Origin of the sequence: Citrobacter sp. Cpo040 (genome assembly GCF_030332915.1) — a bacterium.
Taxonomy (GTDB): domain Bacteria; phylum Pseudomonadota; class Gammaproteobacteria; order Enterobacterales; family Enterobacteriaceae; genus Citrobacter; species Citrobacter portucalensis.
Map to the genome: position 1 here is coordinate 1000286 of NZ_JAOWGX010000034.1, position 23229 is coordinate 1023514.

A 23229-nucleotide genomic window follows, 5' to 3' on the forward strand; every position below is an offset into this window, starting at 1 on the left:
TACGCCACTTTATTTTTCCCGGATTTTTACGTTATGTCTCACCGCGACACGCTTTTTTCTGCGCCTATCGCCAGTCTGGGTGACTGGACCTTTGATGAACGGGTAGCTGAAGTCTTCCCGGATATGATCCAGCGTTCCGTTCCTGGCTATTCCAATATCATTTCTATGATTGGCATGCTGGCCGAACGTTTCGTACAACCCAACACGCAGGTCTACGATCTGGGCTGTTCTCTGGGCGCGGCGACGCTCTCGGTGCGTCGCAATATTCATCACGAGAATTGCAAAATTATTGCCGTCGATAACTCCCCGGCGATGGTTGAGCGCTGCCGTCGTCATATTGACGCCTATAAGGCACCGACCCCGGTTGAGGTAGTCGAAGGCGATATTCGCAACATTACTATCGAAAACGCCTCGATGGTGGTGCTGAATTTTACCCTGCAATTCCTTGACCCACCTGAGCGCCAGGCATTGTTGGATAAGATTTATCAAGGGTTGAATCCCGGCGGCGCGCTGGTGCTGTCTGAAAAATTCAGTTTCGAAGACGCTAACGTTGGCGAGCTGCTGTTCAACATGCACCACGACTTCAAACGGGCCAATGGCTACAGCGAACTGGAAATTAGTCAGAAACGCAGCATGCTGGAAAACGTGATGCTGACCGACTCGGTAGAAACGCACAAAGCGCGACTGCATCAGGCCGGCTTTGAGCACAGCGAATTGTGGTTCCAGTGCTTCAACTTTGGCTCTCTGGTGGCGTTGAAAGCTGAGGTTAGCGCATGATCGATTTTGGTAACTTTTATCAGTTGATTGCCAAAAATCATCTGTCCCATTGGCTGGAAACGCTTCCGGCGCAAATCGCTGCCTGGCAGCGCGATCAGCACGGTCTTTTTAAGCAATGGTCAAACGCCGTCGAGTTTCTGCCCGAGCTGACGCCGCATCGTCTGGACTTACTACACAGCGTTACCGCAGAAAGTAAAGAACCGCTCAGCGAAGGCCAGCTTAAACGCATCGACACCCTGATGCGTAACCTGATGCCATGGCGTAAAGGACCGTACTCGCTGTACGGCGTCAACATCGATACCGAATGGCGTTCCGACTGGAAGTGGGATCGCGTTCTGCCGCACTTGTCTGATCTCACCGGCCGTACCATTCTTGATGTCGGCTGTGGCAGTGGCTATCACATGTGGCGCATGATTGGCGCTGGAGCGCATCTGGCGGTTGGGATCGATCCTACGCAACTGTTTCTGTGCCAGTTTGAGGCGGTACGTAAACTGCTGGGCAATGACCAGCGTGCTCACCTGCTGCCGCTGGGTATTGAGCAACTTCCAGCGCTAAACGCCTTTGACACTGTGTTCTCCATGGGCGTGCTTTATCACCGCCGATCGCCGCTGGAACATCTGTGGCAATTAAAGGATCAGTTGGTTAAAGATGGCGAACTGGTGCTGGAAACGCTGGTCGTCGAAGGTGATGAAAATACCGTACTGGTGCCGGGCGATCGTTACGCGCAGATGCGTAACGTCTACTTTATTCCATCTGCGTTGGCGCTAAAAAACTGGCTGGAAAAATGCGGTTTTGTTGATGTGCGCATCGCCGATGTCTGCGTCACCACCACCGAAGAGCAACGCCGCACCGAGTGGATGGTAACCGAGTCGCTGGCCGACTTCCTCGACCCTAACGACCACAGCAAAACGGTGGAAGGCTACCCCGCCCCATTACGTGCGGTATTGATTGCGCGTAAGCCGTAATAGATTGCCGAATGACCGTTACGTATAGCGCCGTTTCTCCAAAATAGTTCAAGTTGCAGCAAGGCGGCAACGCAGCAAATCCCCGGGAGCGTAGATAACTACGTGACCGGGGTGCGCGAGGCAGCCAACGCTGCTGCGGCTTGAAATATGAAGGAGAAAAAAAGGCCCCTGTTGAAATTGCAGGGGCCTGGTACGAGCAAGCATCATATTGGGCGACATGATGCAACGGTAAAAATCAGCTGGCCTGATGGTGTGCAATGATTGCTTTCATTTGAGCAACCGCCGTCCCGTCTACCGCATAGCGCGAATACTCATCCGCCTGCGCATCCGAAGACATCGACAACCCCGAATTGCGATAACGCATTGGTGAAGCCAGCCATACTCCGGCAGAACTGTGGACTTCCTGCACTCCAGCATCAAGGAACAGGGACAAATTCGAGGCGCGAACCCCCGCTCCGGCCATAATGATTGGAGCACCAGGCTGCGCAATAAGTTCCATTATTTTTGTTAAACCTTGCGCCGCATCTGATTTTTGCCCTGAAGTGAGTACTCTGGCAATGCCCAAATCAGCTAATTTTTTAAGCGCATTGAGTGGGTTAGCACACATATCAAAGGCCCGATGAAAAGTGACTTGCAGCGAACCGGCGGCAATCATTATTTTCTCCATGCGCGGCATATCGACATTGCCATCCACATCTAAAATGCCGGTCACCAGCCCTGAGAATCCCAGTTCCCTGACCATCGCAATATCATCCAGCATTGCAGCAAATTCACCTTCGGTGTAGCAAAAGTCGCCTCCACGTGGGCGAATAATGGGATTGACGGGAATCGAAATGTGCTGGCGAACGGAACGCAAGACGCCCAGTGACGGCGTTAAGCCCCCTTCTTTGGGTGCCGAGCATAGTTCAATACGATCCGCGCCGTTTTGCTGCGCCGTGCGCGCGCACTCCATGCTGTAACAGCAGATTTCCAGTATAGCCATGCTCACTCCTGACGTTCGCTTGCCACAATGGTTTCAATCGACCACGGATGGAATTTTATCGTCACGCTACCATCGCTAACCGCCAGCGTCGGATTCGGTAAACGCTCACGCTCTCCTTTTGGCGAGCTGGTTTTCACAAAAATGCCCGGTTGACTCAGACCGTGATCGGAAAGCAGCGCCAGCGCTCGCGCATTCAGCGTTTCCGCCTCTCCCGGCAGAACAATTTCAATATGTTCCCAGCCTTCATGAGGGTAGCGTTTTTCGCCCGGCCACGGCAGTTCGACGATGGAAAATTGCCAATGTTGCACACAAACCGGCTCATGCAGTTTAAAAAGACAAATAGGTCTGCCGTTAATGATGTTTTCTGACAACAATTCACCGCACTGTTCAAACCCACGACGCCAGCGTTCTGCGGTGGTATTTTGATGGCAACGCAAGGAAATGTGATCGGCTTCCAGGCCTGTGATATCCAGCCCAAGACGGGTAGAAAGTTCCGTTAATGCCTGCGTGAAATGCGGTAAATCTGCAGAAATATCCTGTAGTTCTGCAACGGTTTGCCAGTTCGCCATATTAAAAGCTCATATCCATGTTCAAAGTCGCTAATTTACTCTGTTGCGCTGCGCCATCCAACCGCTGTTTTCTCCGAACACATCATGAATAAATTTACGCCATTGCATTGTTTATATTTCAGGCTACTGGCGGTACACACAATGCTGACGGCAACGGGCATTTGCAGTATACTCCCGCCCTTAATTCTTAAACTGGTGCGGTGAATTTTAGGCCGCTTCATAAATGTAAGGTATTCCGGTGAATATTCAGGCTCTTCTCTCAGAAAAAGTCAGTCAGGCCATGATTGCTGCAGGCGCACCTGCAGATTGCGAACCGCAGGTTCGTCAGTCAGCAAAAGTACAGTTCGGCGACTATCAAGCTAACGGCATGATGGCTGTCGCTAAAAAACTGGGTATGGCGCCGCGACAACTGGCTGAGCAGGTGCTGACTCATCTGGATCTCAACGGGATTGCCAGCAAAGTTGAAATTGCAGGCCCGGGCTTTATCAATATTTTTCTCGATCCGGCATTTCTGGCGCTGCACGTTCAGCAGGCGCTGGCTTCCGATCGTCTGGGCGTAACTCAACCGGCTAAACAAACCGTCGTGGTTGACTACTCCGCGCCTAACGTAGCGAAAGAGATGCACGTTGGTCACCTGCGTTCCACCATCATCGGTGACGCGGCGGTGCGTACGCTGGAGTTCCTCGGTCACAACGTTATTCGCGCTAACCACGTCGGCGACTGGGGTACTCAGTTCGGTATGCTCATCGCATGGCTGGAAAAACAGCAGCAGGAAAATGCCGGAGAGATGGCGCTGGCTGACCTGGAAGGTTTCTACCGTGATGCGAAAAAACATTACGACGAAGATGAAGCCTTCGCGGAACGCGCCCGTAGTTATGTTGTGAAACTGCAAGGCGGTGACGAATACTTCCGCGAGATGTGGCGCAAACTGGTCGACATTACCATGTCGCAGAACCAGTTAACCTACGATCGCCTCAACGTTACCCTGACCCGTGACGACGTCATGGGCGAGAGCCTGTACAACCCGATGCTGCCTGGCATCGTCGCCGATCTGAAGGCGAAAGGGCTGGCTGTTGAAAGCGAAGGCGCTACCGTCGTATTCCTTGATGAGTATAAGAACAAGGAAGGCGAACCGATGGGCGTTATCATTCAGAAGAAAGATGGCGGCTATCTCTACACCACAACCGACATCGCCTGCGCCAAGTATCGTTACGAAACCCTGCATGCCGATCGCGTACTTTATTACATCGACTCCCGCCAGCATCAGCACTTAATGCAGGCCTGGACCATCGTACGTAAAGCCGGTTATGTGCCGGATTCAGTGCCGCTGGAACACCACATGTTCGGTATGATGCTGGGCAAAGATGGTAAACCGTTCAAAACCCGCGCGGGCGGCACGGTTAAACTGGCCGATCTGCTGGATGAAGCGCTGGAGCGCGCACGTCGTCTGGTCGCGGAGAAGAACCCGGACATGCCTGCCGACGAACTGGAAAAACTGGCAAATGCGGTCGGTATCGGCGCAGTGAAATATGCGGATCTGTCCAAAAACCGTACCACCGACTACATCTTCGACTGGGACAACATGCTGGCGTTCGAAGGTAACACCGCGCCATATATGCAGTACGCTTATACCCGCGTACTGTCCGTGTTCCGTAAAGCAGATATCGACGAAAGCGCGCTGGCAAATGCGCAGGTCGTTATCAGCGAAGATCGCGAGGCTCAACTGGCGGCGCGTCTGTTGCAGTTTGAAGAAACGTTGACCGTCGTTGCGCGTGAAGGTACGCCACACGTGATGTGTGCTTACTTGTACGACGTTGCTGGTCTGTTCTCCGGCTTCTACGAGCACTGCCCTATTCTCAGCGCTGAAAACGAAGAGATCCGTAACAGCCGACTGAAGCTGGCACAGCTGACGGCGAAAACCCTGAAGCTGGGTCTGGATACTCTGGGTATCGAAACCGTAGAACGTATGTAATCACCTCAAATAATGTGAAAGCCCGCACTATGTCGCGGGCTTTTTTATTTCCCCGAATGACCGCCCTCGTAGGCAGCACACTCAGGCCGACGAGAAACGGCTACGTTCACTGTAATTTGTAACAACCCACAAGGAATGACACATTTCCCTAGAGATATGGAACATCTTTTGCCTGTCATCCCGTCTAAGCCTCCGTATCATTAGGCGGCGAATTAATCGGGTACGGGTCAATGACATTCAGAGATTTTGAGGCGGAAGAAAAGCTCTTCCAGCGGCGTGTATTGGTGGCCTTTGGCCTGGTAGTCATCTGTTTTGGCATCCTGATTTACAATCTGTATAACTTACAAATCTGCCAGCACCAGTATTACACCACCCGGTCGAATGCAAACGACATCAAAATGCTGCCCGTCGCCCCAACGCGTGGCATGATTTACGATCGCAACGGCATCCCGCTGGTGCGCAACGTTACCTGGTACGATATTTCCGTTACGCCGTATAAAATCAGCGATATGAATGCGTTACTCCAGCAGCTCACGCCGATCGTTGACCTCACACCTGATGACATAGACCAGTTTCGCCATGAGCTGAAAGCCAGCAGCCGCTATCGTCCTGTGGTGCTAAAAAATGCGCTAACCGATGTCGAAATCGCCCGTTTTTCGGTAAACCAGTTTCATTTTAGCGGCGTCAACATCAATAGTTACGAAGACCGCCAGTATCCCTATGGCGCGGCGCTGGCGCATGTCCTGGGTTATGTTTCAAAAATCAATGACAACGACCTGAAAGCACTGGATCAAAAGGGTATGGCGGAGAACTACGCCGCCGATCACAACATCGGTAAGCAAGGTATTGAGCGCTATTACGAAAACGAACTGCATGGAAAAACCGGTTATCAGGAGGTGGAAGTAGATAACCACGGACGCATCGTACGCCTGATCAAAGATGTGCCGCCCGTTGCCGGAAAAGATATCCATCTGACGCTGGATTTACATTTACAGCAATACATTGAGAGCCTATTGGCTGGCCAGCGTGCCGCCGTTTTGGTTGAAGATCCACACGACGGTTCCGTCCTGGCGATGGTCTCAAACCCCAGCTATGACCATAATCCGTTTGTCAAAGGCATCAGCTATCAGGACTATAACAAGCTACTCCAGGATAAAGACCTGCCATTAATCAACCGCGTCACGCAAGGATTGTACCCTCCCGCTTCAACGGTCAAACCGTATATGGCGATGTCAGCATTACTGAACGGTGTGATCACGCCGCAGACCAGTTTCTTCGGCGCCCCTACCTGGACGCTACCCGGCACCGAGCGACATTACCGTGACTGGAAAAAAACGGGCCACGGTATGCTGGATGTCACCAAAGCGATAGAAGAGTCTGCCGATACGTTCTTCTATCAGGTGGCGTATATGATGGGGATCGACCGGATTAACAGCATGCTCAGCCAGTTTGGTTATGGTAAACCGACCGGCATCGATCTTGATGAGGAGTATAACGGCCTGCTTCCGAGCCGCGAATGGAAGCAAAAAGTGCACAAAAAAGCCTGGTATCAGGGTGACACTATTTCAGTTGGCATCGGTCAGGGCTACTGGATTGCCACACCTATTCAGATGGTAAAAGCCATGGTCGCACTGATTAACAACGGCAAGGTTATCGTCCCTCACCTGCTGCTCGATGAAGAGAGCGGCAAAACCATCACGCCGTATCAGGCTCCAGAAGCACCATCACAAATCGCCTCGGCCTCATCGCCCTACTGGGGACTGGTGCGTCAGGCGATGTTCGGCATGGCGAATGAACCAAATGGTACAGGTTATAAGTTCTTTCACACCGCGCCATACGGCATTGCGGCAAAAAGCGGCACCTCGCAGGTCTTTAGCCTGAAAGAAAATCAGACCTACAATGCGAAGATGATCCCTGTCCGCTTGCGCGACCACGTATTCTATACCGCATTTGCACCCTATAAGAACCAGAAGGTCGCGGTGGCGTTAATTCTGGAAAACGGCGGCAGCGATGGTGTCACCGCCGCGCCGGTTATGCGTCAGATCATGGATCATCTGTTTGCCCCGCAGGACAACACGGTACAAACAGTGACGACTGAACAATCAGGTCCGATAGCGGTATCGCCATCGAATACCGATATCAAAAATACTTTCGCAAGTATTCGGTAAGGCACAGCATCGCCATCGCCTGTCCGTAAGGCATGGAGGTCCGAGGGATGTTGCGGTAGAAATCGAGATTGTGTCCCATCCCGGTACCAAACGAGGTGTGCAGCAGTTCACCTTCCGGTGAAATATGCTGCACAATGCCGCGAATGGCTTTTTCGGCTACCGGCGCATACTCTTGCCCAACATAGCGTTTACGTACTGCTTTGAGGATCCCATAGGCAAATCCGGCAGTTGCCGATGCTTCCAGATACGACTGCGGGTCGTCCAGCAAGGTATGCCACAACCCACTTTCATCCTGGCATTTCGCCAGCGCCGCGATTTGCGCGTTCAGGACCTGTACCAGATAGCGGTGAACAGCATTGTTTTCCGGTAAATCAAGTAATTCGAGGAAGTCCGGGATCACGATAGTTAACCAACTGTTGCCACGCGCCCAGCGGGCATTAGCAAAGTTATGATTTCCTTCATAGCTCCAGCCGTGGAACCACAGCCCCGTTTCTTTATCCATCAGGTTTTGCACGTGCAGCAGGAACTGATACGTTGCCTCTTCGATGTAGTCCGGGCGATTGAGTAGCTTGCCAATCTTCGCCAGCGGTAAAACCGTCATCATCAGCGTGTCATCCCACATCTGTTGATGGTTTTCTTCCGCCAGCGTGATGTGTTGCATACCACCAAATTCGGTACGCGGCATCTCATGCATTGCCCACTCAGCCCAGCAGTCGAGCCACGGCAGATACGCTGGATTACGCGTCTCTTCATAGCGATACGCCAACGTTAAAAATGGCGCCATGGTGTTCACGTTTTTAGTGGTTGCACCTTCAGCAAAGCGATCGGCAAACCAGCTATCGATGATATCGCGCATCGTTTCATCGCCGGTTTGCAGATAGTACTGATACATCCCGTACAGGCCGACGCCGTGTGTCCACTCCCATCCCGCCCAGCCTTTAGTATCAATTACGCGTCCATCGTCCAGACGCAGTAAGAACTCACCGGTTTCGTCATGAATATTGACCAGGTTATGCGTCACCTTTTTGATCAGCGTTTTTAATTCATCCCTGGCAATAAAATGTTCTGGCTGGCGCAATAACGGGCTATGTTTAACCGGGTAAACAATCATTTACTAAACCTCTGTCAATGTCGGATTCAATGCTGTGACCTGCCCCTGTTACGGCGCAGCAGCTTTATTTGGGAGGCCCCGCAATCCTCGCTTTGACAATGGGCATCCTTATAGGGTCACAGTAAAAGCTAACAGAAAGTGAAACCTTTCTATTTCTGCCAGAAGGATTCGTGAAATGGCAAGAATACAAAGAGTCCGGCAACGTACGTCACTTATTTTATAAAACGACGTTTCTATTTAATTGAATGAGAGGCTGTAATGTTGAAACAACCAGCAGTTTCAACTGCTGGTCTGAATGACGGAGGGGGTTAACGGTAGTTCACAATCACCTGATTGCTCTGAATGCGTAACGCGGGGATCAGGCGACCACCGCCGGGGACCTCCCAGACAAAATGCATCGGTTCAATGGCCGGAACGTTATTGAACCCGTTGGTGGTCCCACTTTGCCCGTCCAGCTCGACACAACGGGACTGAGAACATAAACGCACCCGCAAACCTGCGGGCGTGGGGCCATTCAGCTCATAGCGCCAGGCCACCAGCGTCATCAAGCCTGAGACCGGCTGGCTGGGAACCAAAGGATCAGACGAGGCTGACTGGCCACGGTGATTTAAGGTGATCCCCATGCCACTTGCCTGCCAGGCCCCTTCTCCGGCGGCCTGCGCCACCAGAGGAAAAAACAACAACCACAGTAAATTACGCATTATTTACCTCCAATGGTCGCCGTCATGCGGATATGGCGGTTATCGGAAAGCTCCATATTCGATAACACCACCAACTGCGGGATGCTGCGGCGTAAAAACCGCGCCAGTAACGGACGTAACGCGTGATTAACCAGCAAGACTGGCGGCGCGCCCAACATTTCCTGCCGGGACAGCGCTTCCTGAGTCTGGGCCAGCAGTCGGTCTGCAAGCCCAGGCTCCAGGCCGCCGCCCCCCTGCAGCGCTTGCAGCAGCAAACGCTCGAGCGGAGTATCAAGACCGATAACCTGAACCTCTTCATTACCCGGGAACCACTGCTGAGTGATGGCGCGTCCTAACGCAACACGGACAACCGCGGTAAGCTCATGCGGATCGTTTTGCAACGGCGCATGTTCCGCCAGCGTTTCAAGAATGGTGCGCATATCGCGAATCGGTACTTTCTCATCCAGCAAGTTCTGCAGCACTTTATGCAGCGTGGTGAGCGTCACAACGCCCGGCACCAGATCTTCCGTCAGCTTTGGCATCTCCTGCGACACTCGATCCAGTAGCTGTTGCGCCTCCTGACGGCCAAACAGCTCAGCGGCGAACTGCCCAATCAGGTGGTTTAGATGCGTAGCGACAACAGTACTGGCTTCAACCACCGTAAAGCCCTGAATCTGCGCCTGTTCCTTCAATGCGCTTTCAATCCAGATAGCGTCCAGTCCGAACGCCGGATCGACCGTTTTCTCACCCGGCAGCGACCCGGCGGCAGTACCCGGGTTAATGGCCAGCCAGCGTCCCGGATAGGCGTCACCGCTGCCAATTTCTACCCCTTTCATCAAAATTCGATAGCGGGCTGGCTGCAGATCCATATTGTCTCGAATGTGTACCACCGGCGGCAGGAAGCCCATATCCTGGGCAAATTTCTTACGAATACTGCGAATTCGCCCCAGTAACTCGCCATCCTGCTGAAAATCCACCATTGGGATCAGGCGGTAACCTACCTCCATGCCCAGCGAATCTTCCAACTGCACGTCGTTCCACGTGGCTTCCACCACGGAGTTGTTTTCCGGCATTTTCACCGGCTGCGGTTCATCTGGCGCTTTTCGCTCACGACCGCGCATCCACCATGCCAGAGCCAACAATGCGGCAGTAAACATCAGAAACACCAGGTTCGGCATGCCCGGAACCAGCCCCAAAAGTCCAAGTACCGCCGCACTGAGCAACATGACGCTGGGGTTGCTGAACAGTTGGGTCACCATCTGTTCGCCTACGTCCTGGTCGGTACTCACGCGGGTCACGATAACACCCGCCGCGGTAGAGATAACCAGCGCAGGAATTTGTGCCACCAGCCCGTCACCGATGGTCAGCAGGGTATAACTTTCCGCAGCGCTGCCCATGCTCATACCATGCTGCAACACCCCAACTAACAGACCGCCGACCACGTTGATTACCATGATCAAAATACCAGCGATAGCATCTCCACGGACGAATTTACTCGCACCGTCCATTGAGCCGTAAAAATCCGCTTCCTGGGTCACTTCCGAGCGTCGTTTTTTAGCTTCATCTTCGCCAATCAGACCGGCATTCAAATCCGCATCAATCGCCATCTGCTTGCCGGGCATGCCATCCAGCACGAAGCGCGCGCCAACCTCAGCGATACGCCCTGCACCTTTGGTGATTACCATAAAGTTAATGATGACGAGAATCACGAAGACCACGATGCCGATCGCGAAGTTACCGCCCACCAGGAAGTGGCCGAAGGCTTCAACCACCTTCCCCGCCGCCGCCGCGCCGGTGTGTCCTTCCATTAAAATGATACGGGTAGACGCGACGTTCAGCGCCAGACGTAATAATGTGGTAAACAGCAAAATCGTCGGGAATGCGGCAAACTCCAGTGTACGCTGGGTGAACATCGCCACCAGCAGCACCATGATCGACAGCGCAATGTTAAATGTGAACAGCAAATCGAGGACGAAAGCCGGCAGCGGCAGCACCATCATCGACAAAATCAGCAGGATGAGGATCGGTCCGGCAAGGATTTGCCATTGCGTGGATTTCAGGTTGCTGGGCAGACGCAGCATCGCGACCAGATTAGCCATCAGTATTCTTCTCGTTCATGAAATCCAGTGCTTCTGGCACCGGAAGGTTTTCAGGTTGTGGTGGACGTTTGCCGCCAGCCAGACGCCAGCGTTTTAGCTGCCATACCCATGCCAGTACTTCGGCAACGGCGGCGTATAATTGCCCCGGTATTTGCTGACCAATTTCAGCATGGCGATAGAGCGCACGCGCCAGTGGCGGCGCTTCTAATGTCGGGACACGGTGCTCTGCGCCAATTTCACGAATGCGCAGCGCAACCAGCCCGGCCCCTTTCGCAACAACTTTCGGCGCGCTCATTTTGTTCTCGTCATACTTCAACGCCACTGAGTAGTGCGTAGGGTTAGTGACAATAACGTCTGCTTTCGGCACATCCGCCATCATGCGACGCTGAGCGGCCGCGCGCTGCATTTGACGAATTTTGCCCTTAACGTGCGGGTCACCTTCGCTTTGCTTAAATTCATCGCGGATATCCTGACGCGACATACGCAGCTTTTTCACATGGCTATAGATCTGGAAAAAGACGTCGAACCCCACCATCGGAATAACGCCAAGCACCACCAGTAGTGCACACATACCGACTAAATCCAGGGCATTGCCCATCGCCGTAATCGGTGACTCCGCCATCAGACGCATCATCGCTGGCCAGTTATGCCAGAGATAAAATCCGGCCACGCCTCCCACTAACGTGGACTTCAGTATCGCTTTGAGCAGTTCTGCGCCGGTTTGCGCGGAAAACATGCGCTTAATGCCCGGCAGCGGATTCAGCTTAGAGAATTTGGGTTGCAGGGATTTACCGCTGAAAATCAAGCCGCCAAGCATCACCGGGGAAATTAAAGCCACCAGAACGACGCCGGTAATCAACGGCAACAGCGCAATCATCGCGTCTTTAATCAGCAGGATGATTTGGCTGAGGATCAGATTCGGGTCGTTGACCATACTGTGGTCAAAACGTAATCCGGCCGACAGCATGCCAGCCAGCCTACGGGCAAGCGACTCCCCACCAATCCAGATAATGCACACACCCACCAGCAAAATAAGCAGTGAGGTTAGCTCTTTGGATCGGGGGATCTGCCCTTCTTCCCGCGCTTTTTCAAGTCGGTGGGGTGTGGGGGCTTCTGTTTTGTCGTCGTCGCTTTCTTCTGCCACGCATCAGACCCTGGATAGAGATATAGGCGAGAATGATGCCAGAACAGCTATCCAGCAATGGGAAGAGTAAGCGGTAAAAAAGACGGGATTTATGGCTTTAAGCAGAATTGCGCGTAAGCCGGATGAGAGGCCCACGCCTCACATCCGGCAAATACGCATCAGAACCCGAGGCTATCCAGCAGGTCGTCAACCTGATCCTGACTTGCCACTACACCGGCTTTCGAGGCGTCAACCTGCGGGCCGTTAAGCAAGCTTTCGTTTTCACGTTTTGGACGAGCGCCCTGTTCCGGAATGTTTTCCAACAGAACCATCAGCAGCTGACGTTCAATTTCCTGGATAACATCCATCATGCGCTTGATGACCTGTCCGGTGAGATCCTGGAAATCCTGCGCCATCATGATGTCCAGCAGTTGGGCATTGGTAAAGCTGGTATGTCCAGGTACATCACCAAGGAACTGACGGGTATCGGTGACCAGTTCACGTGCGTCGGAGAGTTCGATCGGATTTTCGAACCATTCATCCCAGCGTTTAGTCAGGTCTTTGGCCCCTTTTTCCATCGCGTCCTGATGCGGCTGCGAAGCTTCTACGCTGTTTAGCGCACGCTCCGCCGCCTGCGCGGTCATCTGTACAACATAATCGAGACGATCGCGGGCATCAGGAATCGCTTCTGCCGCTTCGGCAATGGCCTGATCCAGCCCCAGTTCACGCAGGCTGTCGCGCAGCATTCGGGTCAAACTGCCGATGCGCGCGATGATGTCCCCTGCAGAGTGTTCGTCAGCAGGTTTAATTTGTGGTTGCATCATCATCACACCCTCACATGCCCAGTTTCTCAAAGATTTTATTCAGTTTTTCTTCCAGCGTCGCCGCCGTGAACGGTTTCACGACATAGCCACTGGCACCTGCCTGTGCTGCCGCAATGATGTTCTCTTTTTTCGCTTCTGCCGTGACCATCAGCACCGGCAGAGAAGCCATCCCGCCATCGGCACGGATGGTTTTCAGCAGTTCCAGTCCATCCATGTTCGGCATGTTCCAGTCAGAAATAACAAAACCGAATCCCCCAGCCTGCAGCTTGTTCAGCGCATCCACGCCGTCTTCAGCCTCTTCAACATTGTTGAATCCCAGCTCTTTAAGCAGGTTACGCACGATGCGACGCATGGTGGAAAAGTCATCCACAACCAAAAACTTAAGCTCTTTATCCGCCATAAAAATAAACTCCTGATTCAAATACGTATTGCCTGTCCGGCACTAATTTTCACCAGCATTTGCTGGCTCACCTGGCTAAGATCGACCACTTCGCTTACGCCACCCATATTGATGGCCTCGCGCGGCATGCCGAACACCACACAACTTGCTTCGTTTTGCGCAATGGTCCAGGCTCCCGCCTGATTCATCGCTAACATTCCGGCTGCGCCATCGTTGCCCATACCGGTCAGGATCACCCCGACGGCATTGCGCCCCGCATGTTTCGCCACCGAATGGAACAGCACATCCACTGAGGGCCGATGCCGATTAACCGGCGGACCGTCATGAATTTTGATTTGATAGTTCGCGCCACTGCGCGCCAGTTCCATATGCTTGTCGCCCGGCGCGATATACGCATGCCCCGGGAGTACGCGCTCTCCGTCTTCTGCCTCTTTCACGGTTATCTGGCACAGTTTGTTCAGACGTTCGGCGAACGAACGGGTAAACCCTGGCGGCATATGCTGGGTAATAAGAATACCGGGACTTGAAAGCGGCAATGGCTGGAGTACATGGCGAATTGCCTCTGTTCCTCCGGTTGACGCCCCAATCACCAGCAGCTTTTCCGAACTGAGTAACGGCCCTGCTTTCAAGGTCGTCGGTGCCGCCATGGGCTTATGGGCCGCCAGTTTTGCGCGCGATGCGGTGCGGATCTTTTCAGCAATCATCTCGCTATACGCCAGCATCCCTTCGCGGATCCCCAGTTGCGGTTTGGTGACAAAATCAATCGCACCCAGCTCCAGCGCCCGCAGCGTGACCTCTGAACCTTTGCCGGTCAGTGAAGAAACCATCACCACAGGCATTGGACGCAGGCGCATCAACTTCTCCAGGAAGTCGAGGCCGTCCATGCGCGGCATTTCCACGTCCAGCGTCAGGACGTCGGGATTGTATTTTTTGATTAAATCCCGGGCGACCAACGGATCCGGCGCCGTCGCCACCATTTCCATATCACTGTGGCTGTTAATAATTTCGGTCATGATTTGACGCATCAATGCAGAATCATCTACCGACAACACCCTGATTTTACTCATGCTTTATCCTTACCTGGCGCATGCGCATACACGGTCTGTCCACGCAGGCTAAACTCGCGCACAAGGTTGCTAAAGTTTTCTGAATGACCTGCAAACAGCAGCCCGTCAGGTTTAAGAAGTGGAACAAAACGGTGCAAAATGTCCTGTTGTGTCGTTTTATCGAAATAGATCATCACGTTACGACAAAATATGGCATCAAAAGGGCCAGGCACGTTGTACTGCTTATCCAGTAAGTTCACGCTGGAAAATTCAACATGACCTGCCAGTTCCTGCCTAACGCGTACCAGTCCTTCATGCGGCCCGGTGCCGCGCATGAAATAACGCTGCAACTGCTGGGGTGACAGCGTCTTTAGCTCATCGAGGCGGTAAATGCCGTTTCTGGCCTTTTCCAGCACTTCGGTATCAATGTCGCTGGCAAAAACGCGCCAGCGGCCCGGTGCCATACCTAAGGTATCGGCAAGCGTAATCGCAATGCTGTAGGGTTCTTCTCCGGTTGACGCCGCCGCGCTCCAGACGCGGTATTCACCGCTGCGCCGACGAGCGTGATCTGACAGCACCGGAAAATGATGCCCTTCGCGAAAAAACGCGGTCAGGTTGGTAGTCAGGGAGTTAATAAAAGCCTGCCACTCAGCACTGTTCTGGTTAGCTTCCAGCATGCTGAGATAGCGACCAAAGTCATCCAGCCCCAGGGTACGCAGTCGACGAACCAGGCGGTTATAAACCATGTCCCGCTTATGGTCGGCCAGTACGATCCCCGCACGCTGGTAGATTAATTGACATATCCGACGAAAATGCGCGTCAGACAGCGCGAGGCGCTGTGTCATCTGTAACAATAATGACGTTTGCCCGGAGGGCAGAGATGATGTCATAGCGCCTTCTCAATCACATTCAGGATACAACGGGCGCAACCTGAGGCTGCGCCAACTCTTGTTTTGCTACGGTTTGCTCTTCAAGTTTAAAAAATGCGACACAAGCAGAAAGATGATCGGCCTGCGTCGCAAGTTGTCCGGCGGCGGATGCGGCTTCTTCTACCAGACCGGCGTTTTGCTGCGTCACGGAGTCCATCTGGCTGACGGCCTGCGCCACCTGCTCAATGCCTCTGCGCTGTTCATCGGATGCCGAGGCAATCTCGCCCATGATGTCGTTAACCCGGGTCACCGAACTGACAATTTCCGTCATAGTGCGCGACGCCATATCCACCAGCTGCGAGCCCTGATGCACCCGGGTGACAGATTCCTCAATCAGTCCCTTAATTTCTTTCGCCGCCTGTGCGCTACGGCTTGCCAGATTGCGCACCTCACCAGCGACGACGGCAAAACCACGCCCTTGCTCCCCCGCCCTGGCAGCCTCTACCGCGGCATTCAACGCCAGGATATTGGTCTGGAAGGCAATGCTGTCAATCACGCCAATAATGTCGCCGATTTTCTGCGAGCTGGCAGAAATCTCATGCATGGTGCTGGCGACCCGGGACGTCTGCTCGCCACCTTTATGCGCTGTGTCTGCCGCACTTTTGGCGATTCCTGACGCCTGGCGCGCATTATCAGCGTTCTGGCCGACAGTGGCGGTCAGCTGTTCCATGCTGGCCGCCGTTTGCGCCAACGCGGCCGCTTGCTGTTCGGTTCGCGAAGATAAATCGTTATTGCCCATTGCAATTTCTGAAATACCGCTATGCATGGCTGAATTGCCCTGACGAACGTCACTGACCGTTTCGCGTAACGCCTTTTGCATCTTCTGCAGGCTGGCAAAAATGGCCGAGATCTCATTGCGCCCATAAACCGCTACCGGTCGTGCCAGGTTCCCCGCGGCAATACTGTCGAAATGGCTGCCAATAATCGCCAGCGGCTGAACGATCATCTTGCGCGACCAGAACAGCGCACCGCTGGTGAGCAGTGCCGCCAGTACCACCATGGTGGCGAAAATCACCCCCGACATATGGTAATTACGCTGACTCTGCTCCCCCGCCGTTTGTAACACGCTGTCGATGTTGCTCTGCCACGCATTCACATTCGCATCGAAAGCATCCTGAGCCGCCTGCACCGGCGCGGTCAGAAAATCTGACAACTGATTGTTTTCAAGCCAGGTGGCTTGATGCGCGAGAGCGCTGTGCCACTGGTTGAAATTTTTCTCAGTTGCGCCTAACAGCGCCTTGCCTTGTTCCGTCGAATCCGACGTCGCCATAAAGCGTTTAAACATCAATTCAGACTGCGCCAGGCTGTCGCGCGCGAGGGTCATCAGCGTTTTGATGTCCTCTGGCGGATAGCTCAGGGCGGTCAGCGTCCCTGCCTTATTAAGGGCCGTACTGGCCTGTAATAACACAGCGCGGGTTTGGGCCAGCGCAGCGCGTTGCTGATTACTCCGTTCGACCTGATTCAGGTTCTGAAAACCGTCCCGAAATGCCCAGAAGGACAAGCCATTACTGCCAATCTGCAAAACACCGCAGAGGATTAAAATCAAAAACAGCGTGGTCGAAATTCGAATACGATTAAACATCAACGCTCCCATCGGGCGGCACTGGCCGCGGTTTAACTATCAGTCAAAATGTTTCCCAATTCGTATCTTGTTCAATGCTCTGGCGCGGATAGGATGCGCTCGGGGCTGCTGGTAATCGTGTATCGCGTGGTTTTGTCGAGGCCGGACGTGACGCAAGACGGAAAGTCGATACCGACTGCGTTAAGCGACTGGCCTGTTCTTCAAGAGCGGCCGCTGCGGCAGCTGACTCCTGTACCAAAGAGGCGTTCTGCTGCGTAACGCGATCCATTTCAGAGACCGCGAGCGCAACCTGATCAATCCCCCGGCTTTGCTCATCAGATGCCGAGGCAATCTCGCCCATAATGTCGGTCACCCGCGTCACGGCATTGACGATGTCGTTCATTGTTTCGCCGGCGCTTTCTACCAGTACGGAACCGGTATCAACCCGGGAAACGGAATCCTCAATTAATGCTTTGATCTCTTTCGCCGCCTGCGCACTGCGGCTTGCCAGATTACGCACTTCACCCGCCACCACGGCAAAGCCGCGACCTTGCTCACCGGCGCGTGCTGCTTCAACTGCCGCGTTCAGTGCGAGAATGTTGGTCTGAAAGGCAATGCCATCGATAACGCTGATGATGTCGGCGATTTTCTTCGAGCTATCGGCGATTTCGTGCATGGTGTTTACCACACTATCAACCACTTTGCCGCCATGCTGCGCTGTATCGGACGCGCTTTTCGCCAGTTGCGAGGCCTGACGCGCGTTGTCCGCGTTTTGCTTCACGGTTGCGGTCAGCTGTTCCATGCTGGCTGCGGTCTCTTCCAGTGCAGACGCCTGCTGTTCCGTACGAGATGAAAGGTCGGTGTTCCCGCTGGCAATTTCGCTGGTACCGGAATAAATCGCATCAGAGCCTTCACGCACCAGAGTGACGGTTTCCGTCAGCGAGCGCTGCATATGATCAACCGTACTGGCCAGCTCGCCGATTTCGTTACGGCCACTAACGGCGAGAGTTGCGGTCAGGTTACCGCTGGCGATTTCCCGGATATGGGCAATGACACGGGACAGAGGATTAAGCAGAGTATGACGGATGCCATACCAGACCACCACCAGAATCAGCACCAGCACCACGGCCAGCACGCCAAGCTGCCATTGGGCGAAATGGTAATCCCGTGCGCTTTGATCAAATGCCTGGACGTAAAGCTTTTCGCTAACGCTGGCGTACTTGCCCAGCGCCTCGCCGAGCGCGTTTTGCATTCCCTGCGTGGGCTGCGCGAAGTAGGCGTCCATATTTCCGCTTTCCAGAAACTGAACCAGTTCTGCCAGGGCCGCATGGTACTGCTGATATTTTTCCTCAACGTTGCCGCTGGCTTCTGCCATTTCCGGCAACGGTGTGATGTTTTTAAATTTTGCGTAATGCGTTTCAGCCTGCGCCAGCGATGCTTTCGCATTCTTCAGCAGATCGTTTTTAGCGCTGCTTTGCTGGTTAGACGCATCCATCATCATGCGCGCAGAAGAACGGCTTAAATTGATTCGTGTCTGCAGCATCAGATCCCATGTTGAGGTAAGTTCACTTTGCTGCTGTCGAAGATCGTTTGAAATAACAAAACTTTGCTGATTCTGCTGCAATGAAGAAAACAACAGACCACCGGAAACAAGCTGTAGCAGTGCGAAAACCCCCAGCACCATCATCAGCATTGTGACAACGCGGATACGGTTAAACATAAGGCACCTTCCTGAAAACGAGTTATCAACGTTATCGGCACTCGCTGAGATAACTTTACGTTTGCGAAAAGGAAATCCTGAAGGGATGTGAAGCCTGGCGAGGGGAAGATAAAACGGGTGCGCAGCAACCACAAATCATTCACATAAAAACACCATAATTATCATGTAAATAACATTTATTTTTATCGGTGAGCACGGTCAGAATGGCCGAAATACGCATTTTTATGTGATTGAGATCACACATACGCATCGCAAATACCACAACAAAATGGATAAAAAATTAAAAAAAGTTGTATCCGCTTACGCTTTAATCCAATTTATATGATGAATACCTCGTTACCACTTAATAAGTATAAAAAATGAGTAACCGATCAATAAATGTTAAATCCTTACTGAGGGCTTTTTAGTGGCAAATGCAAACAAACTCACGTTGTTTATCGTGATCTTCATGCTGGCGGGGATCCTGTCGGGTGCGGTGATCCACTCTTATGCCTCCCCCGGCGTCGTGACCGCCTGGGCCGATAACATTACGCTTCTTACCGACATCTTTTTACGCCTGATTAAAATGGTGATCGCGCCTTTAGTATTCAGCACCCTGACCGTTGGTATTATGCGCCTGGGAGAAACGTCCACCATCGGACGCGTGGGCGGCAAAGCGATGCTCTGGTTTATCAGCTCTTCTATATTGTCTATCCTGGTCGGTCTGTTTGTGGTTTCCCTTGAGCAACCCGGCAGCGGGCTGAACCTGGCGATCCCGCTGGAAGCCACCGACACCGGCCTGGCTGTGGGCGGCATGAGCCTGAAAGGTTTTCTGACACATACCATTCCAACCAGCATCGCCGAAGCGATGGCTAACAATGAGATCCTGCAAATTGTGGTGTTCTCAATGTTCTTCGGTATTGGCGGCGCATCCCTTGGTGAGAAATTCAACGCCCCGCTGGTTGCGGCGCTGGATGTGGTTTCCCATATTATGCTCAAAGTGACCGGCTACGTGATGTACGTTGCGCCGCTGGCAATTTTTGCCGCCATCTCCTCTGTTATCTCTACCCAGGGTTTGGGGATTCTGCTCAACTATGCCTCGTTCATCGGCGGCTACTATGTGGCTATTTTGCTGACCTGCCTGGTTCTGCTGGCTGTGGGTTATGTGATGCTAAAAAAAGAGGTATTCCGCCTGGTGAGCATGCTGAAAGACCCGGTTCTGGTCGCCTTCACCACCAGCAGTTCCGAAGCTGCTTATCCGAAAACGCTGGAGCAATTAACTAAATTTGGCTGCTCACCCAACATCGTGTCATTCGTGCTGCCTATCGGTTATTCGTTTAACCTGGTCGGTTCCATGGTCTATTGTTCATTTGCCTCCATGTTTATCGCGCAGGCCTATAATATTCACCTCTCCTTCGCAGAAATCACCGTCCTGATGCTGACGCTGATGCTGGCGTCCAAAGGGATTGCCGGTGTGCCGCGTTCAGCACTGGTAGTGCTGGCTGCAACCATCCCGAGCTTTAACATTCCGGTCGCCGGGATCCTGTTGCTGATGGGAATTGACCACTTCCTGGATATGGGACGTTCAGCAATCAACGTATTAGGTAACGGGATTGCAACGGCGATGCTGGCGCAGGATGAAGGTTTACTGGAAGAAGAACCGGAGCTGGTTGAGCGGGAAGCGTAAGAGGGAAATCTGCCGGATGCGCTACGCTAATCCGGCCTGCAACAGCAATCATTGTAGGCCGGATGAGTTATGGCGATTATGCGACGTGGGAAGCGGCAATATCCAGCAGCGCCATTTCTTCGCTGTTCAGCAGCTTCTCAATGTTGACCAGAATCAGCATCCGGTCACCCAGCGCACCCAATCCCGTCAAATATTCCGTCGACAGCGTGACCGCAAACTCCGGTGCCGGACGGATTTGATCCGTTGTCAGCGACAGCACATCCGAGACGCCATCTACCACAATTCCAACCACCCGCTGACCCAGATTCAGCACAATCACCACTGTGTTTTCGTTGTAATCCACATCGCTCTGGCTAAATTTCACGCGCAGGTCGACGATAGGCACAATCACACCACGCAGGTTTGTGACGCCTTTGATAAACGCAGGCGTGTTAGCGATGCGCGTCACCTGATCATAACCACGGATTTCCTGCACTTTCAGGATATCGATACCGTACTCTTCATCCCCCAGCGTAAACACGAGGAATTCCTGACCTGACGGTTCGCCGGCCAGTTTAGTTACATTACTCATACCGGTCATATTATTCCCTTCTCACTCAATCAGGCGGCTGTGATCGCCACACGTTGTTCGCGGTTTAACCCCTGCAATGCAGAGACATCGACAATCAGCGCGACGCTGCCGTCGCCGAGGATCGTTGCAGCAGAAATACCTGGCACTTTGCGGTAGTTGCTTTCCAGGTTTTTGACCACTACCTGGTGTTGGCCAATTAACTGATCGACCAGCAGCGCATAGCGACGCCCTGCACTTTGTAAAATGACCACTATGCCCTGAGTCGCTTCAGTTTTAGCGCCTTCAACCTCAAAGACTTTCCACAACTCAACCAGTGGTAAATATTCGCCACGCACTTCCAGAACGCGCTCTCCTCCGGCCAGCGGATGGAGATCTTCTTCGCGCGGTTGCAGCGATTCCATAACGGCATTCAGTGGCAGAATGAAGACCTCATCGGCCACACGCACGGACATCCCGTCGAGGATCGCCAGCGTCAGCGGCAGCAGAATGCGAATAGTGGTCCCCTGTCCCTGTTTAGACTGGATCTCAACATGGCCGCCCATCTCCTGGATATTTCGCTTCACCACATCCATACCCACGCCGCGTCCGGAAACATCCGTCACCTGTTCGGCGGTCGAAAAGCCTGGCGCGAAGATCAACATACCCACTTCGTCATCGCTCATGTTTTCGTGGATCGGCATGCCCTGAGAGACAGCTTTAGCCAGGATACGTTCGCGGTTCAGGCCAGCGCCATCATCGGTCACTTCAATACAAATATTCCCGCCCTGATGCTCCGCGGAAAGCGTCAGATTGCCGATTGGGCTTTTGCCAGATTCAAGGCGTTTTTCCGGCAATTCGATACCATGGTCGAGGCTGTTACGCACCAGGTGCGTCAACGGATCGATGATGCGTTCAATCAGGCTCTTATCGAGTTCGGTTGAACTACCTACCTGCGTCAGCTCGACCTGTTTACCCAGCTTACCGGCCAGATCGCGCACCAGACGAGGGAAACGGCTGAACACGTACTCCATTGGCATCATACGAATCGACATCACCGACTCTTGCAAATCGCGGGCGTTACGTTGTAACTGACCCATACTGGTGATGAGATCGCCATGATTGACAGGATCCAGTTCGTTAGAGCGCTGGGCCAGCATCGACTGGGTGATCACCAACTCACCGACCAGGTTAATAAGCTGATCAACCTTTTCAACCGCTACGCGGATACTGGTCGACTCGCTGGCGCGGGCGGGTTTTTCACGTTCCGCGCGGCTATGTGGTGCTTCACTGGCGGTAGCTTTCACCGCAGGTGCCACAGCAACCGGCTGCGGCTCAGTGACAACAGCCACCTCTTCAGCTTCAACTGCCACAGGCGCTGCGCTGACGGTTTCGAATTCAATTTGGTCAGCTTCAATGACAAAGCAAAGCACCGCGATGATGTCATCTTCTGCGAGGTTGCCATCAAGCGTTGCTGATAACGTGTCGCTTCCTTTTACCACATCGGTTAAGGTCGCCAGATTCCCCAGTTCCTCTTCCAGTAAATCCACTTCGCTGGCTTTCAGGCGCGAGAGAGTAATGCGTTTTTTGCTCTCTTCACTGGCGGGTTCAGGCTTTGCAACCGCCTCTTCCTGCATCGCGGCGCTGTCAACAACGCTCAGTTTTGCTGAGTTAACTACTGCCGGTGCGGTTTCACCTTTCGCTTCGAGCGCTAACTGCCGTAATGCCTGGCAGATGTACTCAAAACTTTCGGCATCAGGCTCCACTGAGCTTTTATAGGCGTCGAGCTGTTCCTGCATAATATCTTTCGTTTCCAAAAACAGGTTGATAATGTCGGCATTGAGCTGCATCTCGCCACGCCGCGCTTCATCCAGCAGGTTTTCCATCAGATGGGTCGTTTCCTGCAAAATGGTAAAGCCGAAGGTGCCCGCCCCGCCTTTAATCGAGTGCGCTGCACGAAAAATGGCATTCAGCTGTTCGGAATCCGGGGCTTCAGGAACCAAATCAAGAAGGTGTTGCTCCATATCAGCCAACAGTTCGTCAGCTTCATCAAAAAATGTCTGATAAAAATCGCTAATATCCATGCTCAC

General features: G+C 53.1%; 19 protein-coding genes. 5 read left to right on the forward strand and 14 right to left on the reverse strand.

Going from position 1 to position 23229, the window contains the following annotated elements:
* Positions 1 to 33 precede the first annotated feature (33 nt).
* Both cmoA and cmoB read left to right on the forward strand, forming a co-directional pair.
* Positions 34 to 777 carry a carboxy-S-adenosyl-L-methionine synthase CmoA gene (cmoA, locus tag OGX86_RS09575; RefSeq protein WP_128317047.1) on the forward strand — a complete coding sequence of 248 codons (744 nt, stop codon included), beginning with the start codon at positions 34 to 36 and terminating at the stop codon, positions 775 to 777.
* Positions 774 to 1742, forward strand: a complete 969-nt coding sequence (gene cmoB / locus OGX86_RS09580) for a tRNA 5-methoxyuridine(34)/uridine 5-oxyacetic acid(34) synthase CmoB (RefSeq protein ID WP_003833851.1) — start codon at positions 774 to 776, stop codon at positions 1740 to 1742. Before cmoA ends, cmoB begins: the two co-directional genes overlap by 4 nt.
* A gap of 235 nt (positions 1743 to 1977) precedes the next feature.
* Here the strand turns inward: cmoB and cutC are convergent, their stop codons facing one another.
* Together cutC and OGX86_RS09590 are read right to left on the reverse strand one after the other, a co-directional pair.
* On the reverse strand, positions 1978 to 2724 hold the full coding sequence (cutC, locus tag OGX86_RS09585) for a copper homeostasis protein CutC (protein ID WP_103014300.1): 747 nt from the start codon (positions 2722 to 2724) through the stop codon (positions 1978 to 1980).
* A 2-nt stretch (positions 2725 to 2726) separates the two neighbouring features.
* Positions 2727 to 3293, reverse strand: a complete 567-nt coding sequence (locus tag OGX86_RS09590; RefSeq protein WP_003833855.1) for a VOC family protein — start codon at positions 3291 to 3293, stop codon at positions 2727 to 2729.
* 238 nt (positions 3294 to 3531) lie between these two features.
* On the opposite strand from OGX86_RS09590, the gene argS reads away from it, so the two are divergent.
* Both argS and mrdA2 read left to right on the forward strand, forming a co-directional pair.
* Positions 3532 to 5265, forward strand: coding sequence for an arginine--tRNA ligase (gene argS / locus OGX86_RS09595; protein ID WP_048235196.1), 1734 nt, complete (start codon positions 3532 to 3534; stop codon positions 5263 to 5265).
* Between the two features lie 230 nt (positions 5266 to 5495).
* Positions 5496 to 7433 carry a peptidoglycan DD-transpeptidase MrdA2 gene (mrdA2, locus tag OGX86_RS09600; protein WP_286639896.1) on the forward strand — a complete coding sequence of 646 codons (1938 nt, stop codon included), beginning with the start codon at positions 5496 to 5498 and terminating at the stop codon, positions 7431 to 7433.
* Here the strand turns inward: mrdA2 and bglB are convergent.
* The 10 genes from bglB to tar form a co-directional block, all read right to left on the reverse strand.
* Positions 7405 to 8544: a beta-galactosidase BglB gene (gene bglB / locus OGX86_RS09605; protein WP_286639898.1), complete on the reverse strand. Its 1140-nt coding sequence runs from the start codon at positions 8542 to 8544 to the stop codon at positions 7405 to 7407. The genes mrdA2 and bglB overlap by 29 nt on opposite strands.
* 308 nt (positions 8545 to 8852) lie before the next feature.
* The gene (gene flhE / locus OGX86_RS09610; RefSeq protein ID WP_008785064.1) at positions 8853 to 9245 is read right to left on the reverse strand and encodes a flagellar protein FlhE; all 393 of its coding nucleotides are present in this window, start codon (positions 9243 to 9245) and stop codon (positions 8853 to 8855) included.
* A complete protein-coding gene (gene flhA, locus OGX86_RS09615) occupies positions 9245 to 11323 on the reverse strand; it encodes a flagellar biosynthesis protein FlhA (RefSeq protein ID WP_032943795.1) in 2079 nt (692 codons plus the stop codon). Before flhA ends, flhE begins: the two co-directional genes overlap by 1 nt.
* On the reverse strand, positions 11316 to 12467 hold the full coding sequence (gene flhB, locus OGX86_RS09620; RefSeq protein WP_128317049.1) for a flagellar biosynthesis protein FlhB: 1152 nt from the start codon (positions 12465 to 12467) through the stop codon (positions 11316 to 11318). Before flhB ends, flhA begins: the two co-directional genes overlap by 8 nt.
* A gap of 158 nt (positions 12468 to 12625) precedes the next feature.
* Complete coding sequence (gene cheZ, locus OGX86_RS09625) at positions 12626 to 13270, reverse strand: protein phosphatase CheZ (protein ID WP_003034659.1); 645 nt, start codon at positions 13268 to 13270, stop codon at positions 12626 to 12628.
* 10 nt (positions 13271 to 13280) lie between these two features.
* The gene (gene cheY, locus OGX86_RS09630; RefSeq protein ID WP_003034656.1) at positions 13281 to 13670 is read right to left on the reverse strand and encodes a chemotaxis response regulator CheY; all 390 of its coding nucleotides are present in this window, start codon (positions 13668 to 13670) and stop codon (positions 13281 to 13283) included.
* Positions 13671 to 13687: 17 nt separating this feature from the next.
* Positions 13688 to 14737, reverse strand: coding sequence for a protein-glutamate methylesterase/protein-glutamine glutaminase (locus tag OGX86_RS09635; protein WP_003833872.1), 1050 nt, complete (start codon positions 14735 to 14737; stop codon positions 13688 to 13690).
* Positions 14734 to 15606 carry a protein-glutamate O-methyltransferase CheR gene (gene cheR / locus OGX86_RS09640; protein WP_032943796.1) on the reverse strand — a complete coding sequence of 291 codons (873 nt, stop codon included), beginning with the start codon at positions 15604 to 15606 and terminating at the stop codon, positions 14734 to 14736. The genes OGX86_RS09635 and cheR overlap by 4 nt, the downstream gene beginning before the upstream one ends.
* A 19-nt stretch (positions 15607 to 15625) precedes the next feature.
* Positions 15626 to 17227, reverse strand: coding sequence for a methyl-accepting chemotaxis protein IV (gene tap, locus OGX86_RS09645; RefSeq protein ID WP_286639901.1), 1602 nt, complete (start codon positions 17225 to 17227; stop codon positions 15626 to 15628).
* 43 nt (positions 17228 to 17270) lie between these two features.
* A complete protein-coding gene (gene tar / locus OGX86_RS09650) occupies positions 17271 to 18926 on the reverse strand; it encodes a methyl-accepting chemotaxis protein II (protein ID WP_003833879.1) in 1656 nt (551 codons plus the stop codon).
* A 406-nt stretch (positions 18927 to 19332) separates the two neighbouring features.
* On the opposite strand from tar, the gene OGX86_RS09655 reads away from it, so the two are divergent.
* A complete protein-coding gene (locus OGX86_RS09655; RefSeq protein ID WP_048224221.1) occupies positions 19333 to 20592 on the forward strand; it encodes a dicarboxylate/amino acid:cation symporter in 1260 nt (419 codons plus the stop codon).
* Between the two features lie 76 nt (positions 20593 to 20668).
* On the opposite strand, the gene cheW is transcribed toward OGX86_RS09655, so the two are convergent.
* Together cheW and cheA are read right to left on the reverse strand one after the other, a co-directional pair.
* Entirely contained in the window at positions 20669 to 21172 is a 504-nt protein-coding gene (gene cheW, locus OGX86_RS09660; protein WP_003034638.1) for a chemotaxis protein CheW, read from the reverse strand.
* A gap of 20 nt (positions 21173 to 21192) precedes the next feature.
* On the reverse strand, positions 21193 to 23229 hold the full coding sequence (gene cheA / locus OGX86_RS09665) for a chemotaxis protein CheA (protein ID WP_286639903.1): 2037 nt from the start codon (positions 23227 to 23229) through the stop codon (positions 21193 to 21195).